Raw genomic sequence first — 6,265 nt, 5'->3', positions numbered from 1 at the left:
GCACCCCCCAGGAAGAAATCCTCTCCACCCTCTTCGCCGACGTCCTCGGCCTCGACCACGTCGGAATCGACGACAGCTTCTTCGACCTCGGCGGCGACAGCATCATGTCGATTCAGCTGGTCAGCCGGGCCCGCCGAGCCGGGCTGGTCCTCTCGCCGCGGGACGTGTTCGAGTGCAAGACGATCGAGGCGCTCGCCGGAGTCGTCGGCAAGGCAGCCGGGGACGGCGGCAACACCGTGGCCGTGGAGAGCGAGGACTCCCGGTTCGGTGTCGTACCGCTGACTCCCGTGATGCACTGGCTGGCGGAGCGTGGCGGACCCGTCGCGCAGTTCAACCAATCCGTCGTACTGCGTGTACCGGCGGCGCTGGACGACGAACGGCTGGTCACCGCCGTACAGCTGCTGCTCGACCAGCATGATGCCCTGCGCCTTCGGCTGCGTACGGACGCCGGATGGGCCTTGGACGTCATGGCTCCTGGCGGAGTGCCCTCCGCGGCGTCGGTCGTGCGGCGGGTGGACGCCGCGGCGATGGACGGCACTGCGCTGGACGAGCTGATGGCGGCCGAGGGAGAACGGGCCCGGCGTCTGCTGGACCCGGCGGCGGGTGCGATGCTCCGGGCGGTGTGGTTCGACCGTGGCCCCGACCGGCAGGGGCGGCTGCTCCTGGTCGTGCATCATCTCTCGGTGGACGGTGTGTCCTGGCGGATCCTCGCGCAGGATCTGGAGGAGATCTGGCAGGCCCTGTCCGAAGGACGGGAACCGGGCCTGGAGCCCGTGGGCACCTCGTTCCGGAGCTGGGCCCGGAAGCTCGTCGAGGCCGCGCCCGCCCGGGAGACGGAGCGCGACTTCTGGGAGCGGATGGCGGCGGAGTCCGACCCGCTGCTCGGCGACCGGGCCCTCGACCCGGCGCTCGACACCTTCGCCACGGCGGGCCGGCTTGAGCTGCGGCTCCCCGTCGATGTCACCGAGACGCTGCTGGGCGAGACGCCCGCACTGTTCCGGGCGGGTATCGAGGAAGTTCTGCTGGCCGCCTTTGCGACAGCGGCGACGCGGTGGCGGCGGGGGCACGGTGACCCCCGGGCTACGGAGGTGCTGCTCGACCTGGAGGGGCACGGCCGGATTGAGCACGCAGTGCCCGACGCCCAACTGTCCCGGACCGTAGGCTGGTTCACGAGCATCCACCCGGTCCGGCTGATACCTGAGACGCAGGTATCCGGGGGCGGGCAGAGCGATGCGGCAGCGGCCGGGGCGGCGCTGAAGCGGGTCAAGGAGCAGCTGCGTTCCGTTCCCGACAAGGGCATCGGATACGGGGTCCTGCGGTACCTGGCCCCGCGGCCGGGACCGGACGACGAGCCGGTGTCGGTCCGGCCGCAGATCGGGTTCAACTACCTGGGCCGGTTTGCATCGGCGGTCCAAGCGGCCGACGCCCCGGACTGGACGGCCGTGCCGCTCGCCGGCGCGGCCGAGGATCCCGGAATGGCCCTGGCTCACACAGTGGAGGTCAACGCCGCCGTGCACGACGGCGAGCACGGGCCCGAGCTGGTCGCCTCCTGGACCTGGGCCGGGGAACTGCTCGGCGAGGAGAGCGTACGGGAGCTGGCGGAAGGCTGGTTCCGGTCGCTGCGTGGGCTTGCCGAGCACAGCCGGACCCCGGAGGCGGGCGGTCTCACCCCCTCCGACGTGCCCCTGGTCACGGTGAGCCAGGCCGAGATCGAGATCCTGGAGGCGAAGGCGGCCGCAGCGGTGGACGGGTCCACGGTACGGCCGGGCCGCGTGCTGGAGGACGTACTGCCGTTGTCGCCGCTACAGGAAGGCCTGTTCTTCCACAGCGTCTACGACGACTCCGCGCCGGACGTCTACCTGGCGCAGCTGGCCGTCGACATCGAGGGTGCCCTCGACTCCGCGGCACTGCGTGATGCCGCACGGCAGGTACTGGACCGGCACACGGCGCTCCGCTCGGCGTTCCTCAGGACCGCGGCCGGGCATGCCGTACAGGTCGTGGTCGCCGAGCCGCCGCTGCCATGGCGTGAGGTCGATCTGACGCACCTGGCGGAAGCAGACCGGGAAGCCGGTGCCGCCCGGATCCTCGAAGAGGAGTACGGCAGCCGGTTCGACCTCGGCCGGGCGCCGGCCCTGCGCTTCGTCCTGCTGCGCCTGGGCGGGGAGCGGTGGCGACTCGTGCTGACGAACCATCACATCATTTTGGACGGCTGGTCGTCCCCGGTCCTGGTACGGGAGCTGCTTGCCCTGTACGCGGAGCGCACCGGTCGGGCTGCCGACGCAGCACGCCTGCCACGGGTCCGCCCTTACCGGGACTACCTGGGTCACCTGGCCGGGCAGGACCGCGAAGCCGCCCGGGCGGCCTGGCGGGCGGCCCTCGACGGGATCGACGCGCCGAGTCTCGTCGCGCTGCCCCGGCCCGGCCGGGCGGCGCTCGCCCCGAAGCGGCTGGAGTTCACCCTCTCCGAGGAGGACACGGCTGCCCTTGCCGAACGGGCCCGGTCCTCCGGCGTCACCCTCAACACCCTCGTCGAGGCCGTGTGGGCCGTCGTCGTCGGCCGGCTCACCGGGCGGGACGACGTCGTCTTCGGGATCACCGTCTCCGGGCGGCCCGCCGACCTGGACGGCGCCGAGGACATGGCCGGCCTGTTCATCAACACCCTTCCGCTACGTGCGCGGATCAACCCCTGGGAGACCGTGAGCGCGTTCGCCGGGCGCCTCCAGCGCGAACAGGCCGCCCTCCTCGACCACCAGCACCTGGGCCTCACGGAGATTCAGCAGCTCATCGGCCTGGGCGAACTCTTCGATACCGCCATGGTCTACGAGAGCTATCCCCTGGACGCCGCAGCCCTCGGCGAGCTGGCGGGGCACTCGGGACTGACGCTGACCGGCGCCACCGACCGGGACGCGACGCACTTCGCCCTCGCGCTGGTCGTCCTGCCCGGCACCCGTCTGGCATTCCGCCTCGACCACCGGCCCGACCTGTTCGACGAGCGGGATGCCCGGTCGGTCACCGGTCGGCTCCTGGACATGCTGCGCGATGTCGCCCACCACCCGGACCGTCCGGTCGGGCGTACCGACGCCCCCGCCGCCGAACAGCGCGAGCGGTTCGCCGCCCAGGGGAACGGGCCCGCCCGCGCACTCGCCGAGGCCACGCTGCCGGAGCTGTTCCGTGCCCAGGCCCTGCGCAGCCCGGACTCGCCCGCGGTGGCCGACGAGGGCACCCGTCTGTCGTACGCGCAGCTCGACGATGCCTCCGACCGGCTGGCCGGCCGACTCGTCGCGGCGGGACTCGGCCCCGAGCAGGTCGTCGCCGTGGCGCTGCCGCGCTCCGCCGATCTCGTCGTGGCGATGCTCGCCGTTATGAAGGCCGGGGCGGCCCATCTGCCGGTGGACCCCGAATATCCCGCGGACCGTATCGCCTTTGTCCTCGGTGACGCCGCCCCCCGTCTGCTGATCACGACGAGCGCCCTGAACGAACGACTGAACGCCGCCGACGCGGTCGGGCCCGAGCTGCCGCGCCTGCTGCTCGACGGGACCGGGGCCGGCGCACCCGGACAGCGCCCTGAGTCCGAACCGGCGACGGGCGTGCCCTCTGCCGTACCGGGCCGCCCTCCGCAGCCCGCGAACCCGGCGTATCTGATCTACACCTCCGGCTCGACCGGCCGCCCCAAGGGGGTCGCCGTCACCCACGGCGGACTGCCCAGTCTCGTGTCCGCGCAGATCGAGGCGTTCGCCGTCGAACCGGACAGCAGGGTCCTGCAGTTTGCCTCGCCGAGTTTCGACGCCTCCGTCTCGGAGATCTGCATGGCGCTCCTCTCGGGCGCCTGCCTGGTCCTTGCCCCGCAGGAACGTCTGCTGCCGGGCGCACCGCTGGCCGCGCTGCTCGACGAGCAGCGGGTGACCCATGTGACCCTGCCGCCGTCGGCGCTGCCCTCCATGTCCGAGGACGCGATGAGCACCGTTACGACGCTGGTCGTGGCGGGCGAGAGCTGCCCGGCCGACCTTGTGGACCGCTGGTCGCGAGGCCGTCGGATGATCAACGCGTACGGACCGACGGAAACGACGGTCTGCGCGACCATCAGCAGCCCTCTCGCCGGGCGCGTCGCGCCTCCGATCGGCCGCCCGATCGCCAACGCGCGCACGTATGTACTGGATTCGGCCCTGCGACCGGTTCTCGACGGCGTCACGGGCGAGCTGTACGTCGCGGGCGCCGGCCTCGCCCGCGGCTACCTCGGCCGCCCCGGCCTGACGGCGGAACGGTTCGTCGCCGACCCGTTCGGTCCGCCCGGCGCCCGCATGTACCGCACCGGCGACCTGGCCCGGTGGACCGCACAGGGCGAGCTGGAGTACCTGGGACGCGTCGACGACCAGGTCAAGGTCCGCGGATTCCGCATCGAACCCGGTGAGATCCAGGCCGCGCTGACCACTGCCGTACAGGTGGACCAGGCCTTCGTCATGGTCCGCGAGGACCGGCCCGGCGACCGGCGTCTGACCGCGTACGTGGTTGCGTCGCCCGGTACGGCCGCCGACCCGATGTCGCTGCGCACGCACCTGGCCACGACCCTGCCCGCGCACATGGTCCCTTCGGCGTTCGTCGCTCTCGACGCGCTGCCGCTGACCGCGAACGGCAAGGTCGACCGCAGGGCCCTGCCCGCTCCCGACCTCGGCGGTGCCGCGACGGGCCGCAGGCCGCGCTCACCGCAGGAGGAGATCCTGTGCGGGCTGTTCTCCGAGGTGCTCGGCATCCCCGAACCCGGTATCGACGACAACTTCTTCGACCTCGGCGGCCACTCCCTGCTCGCCACCCGGCTCATGAACAGGATCCGCTCCACTCTCGGCGTCGAGATGCCGGTCCGTCGGCTCTTCGAGACCCCGACGGTGGCGGGGCTCGCCACCTTCCTCGCCTCGGCCGAAGGCGCCCGTACGCCGCTGGCCGCCGGGCCGCGTCCCGAGCGTGTCCCGTTGTCCTTCGCCCAGCAGCGGTTGTGGTTCCTCAACCGGTTCGAGGGACCGAGTCCCACCTACAACCTGCCGACCGCCCTGCGTCTGACCGGTGCCGTCGACCACGAGGCGCTCCGTACCGCGCTGGCGGACGTGGCGGAGAGGCACGAGACCCTGCGCACGGTCTTCGCGAGCGACGCCACCGGTGTCCACCAGGTCGTCGTCTCCCCACAAGAGGCACGTCCCGAGCTGCTCGTCGAATCGGTCGAGGCCGGCGCACTGCATGACCGGATCACCGAGGCGGCTCGCTACGGCTTCGATCTGGCTCAGGAACTCCCGGTCAGGGCATGGCTGTTCGAGATCTCCGCACAGGAGCATGTCCTGCTCGTCCTGATCCACCACATCGCAGGCGACGGCTGGTCCATGGACCCCCTGGCCCGCGACCTGACGGCCGCGTACGCGGCCCGCCACGCAGGCATCAGCCCCGAGTGGGCTCCGCTCCCGGTCCAGTACGCCGACTACACGCTGTGGCAACGGGAGGTGCTGGGCTCCGAGGACGACCCCGAGTCGACGGTCTCCCGGCAGCTTGCCTACTGGAAGCGCGAACTGGACGGGCTTCCGGCAGAGCTGGAGCTGCCCTTCGACCGTCCTCGTCCGGCCGCCCCGTCCCACCGGGGCGACTCGGTTCCGCTGACCGTCTCCGCCGAGCTGCACCAGCGGCTGGAGGAACTGGCGCGTGAGCACCAGTGCAGCAGTTTCATGGTGATCCAGGCGGCGCTGGCGGTGCTGCTGTCGAGGCTGGGTGCGGGTACGGATATCCCGATCGGCTCGCCGATCGCCGGACGCACCGATGACGCGGTGTCGGACCTGGTCGGGTTCTTCGTGAACACCCTGGTCCTGCGCACGGATCTGTCCGGCGACCCGACTTTCGCGGAACTGCTGGCCAGGGTCCGGGAGGCCGACCTGGCTGCCTATGCTCACCAGGACATCCCCTTCGAACGTCTCGTCGAAGCCCTCAACCCCGAACGCTCACCCTCCCGCCACCCCCTCTTCCAGACCGTTCTGGAGTGGAACAACGACGAGCAGAGCGTGGCGCTCGACACGGTGGCGCAGCTTCCCGACCTGACGGTGGCGCCCGAGCGCGTCGCCACAGGGGTGGCGAAGTTCGATCTGGTGTTCCACATCTCCGCAGTCCGGGCCGAGGAAGGCCGGGCCGGGGGGCTGCTGGGTGAGGTGGAGTACAGCGTGGATTTGTTTGATCGTGGGTCGGTGGTGTTGTTGGTGGAGCGGTTTGTGCGGGTGTTGGAGGGTGTGGTGGGGGA

General features: G+C 71.5%; 1 protein-coding gene. It reads left to right on the top strand.

Going from position 1 to position 6,265, the window contains the following annotated elements; all coding sequences use genetic code 11:
• Positions 1 to 6,265 (top strand): amino acid adenylation domain-containing protein (locus tag ACIQ9E_RS29660; RefSeq protein ID WP_403712282.1); only part of this gene is annotated, 6,265 nt, incomplete at both ends.

The sequence above is a fragment of the Streptomyces sp. NPDC094448 genome (genome assembly GCF_044763775.1).
Taxonomy (GTDB): Bacteria; Actinomycetota; Actinomycetes; order Streptomycetales; family Streptomycetaceae; genus Streptomyces.
The sequence above is the reverse complement of the archived record's forward strand: the minus strand, read 5'-3'. Positions and strand labels throughout refer to the sequence as shown.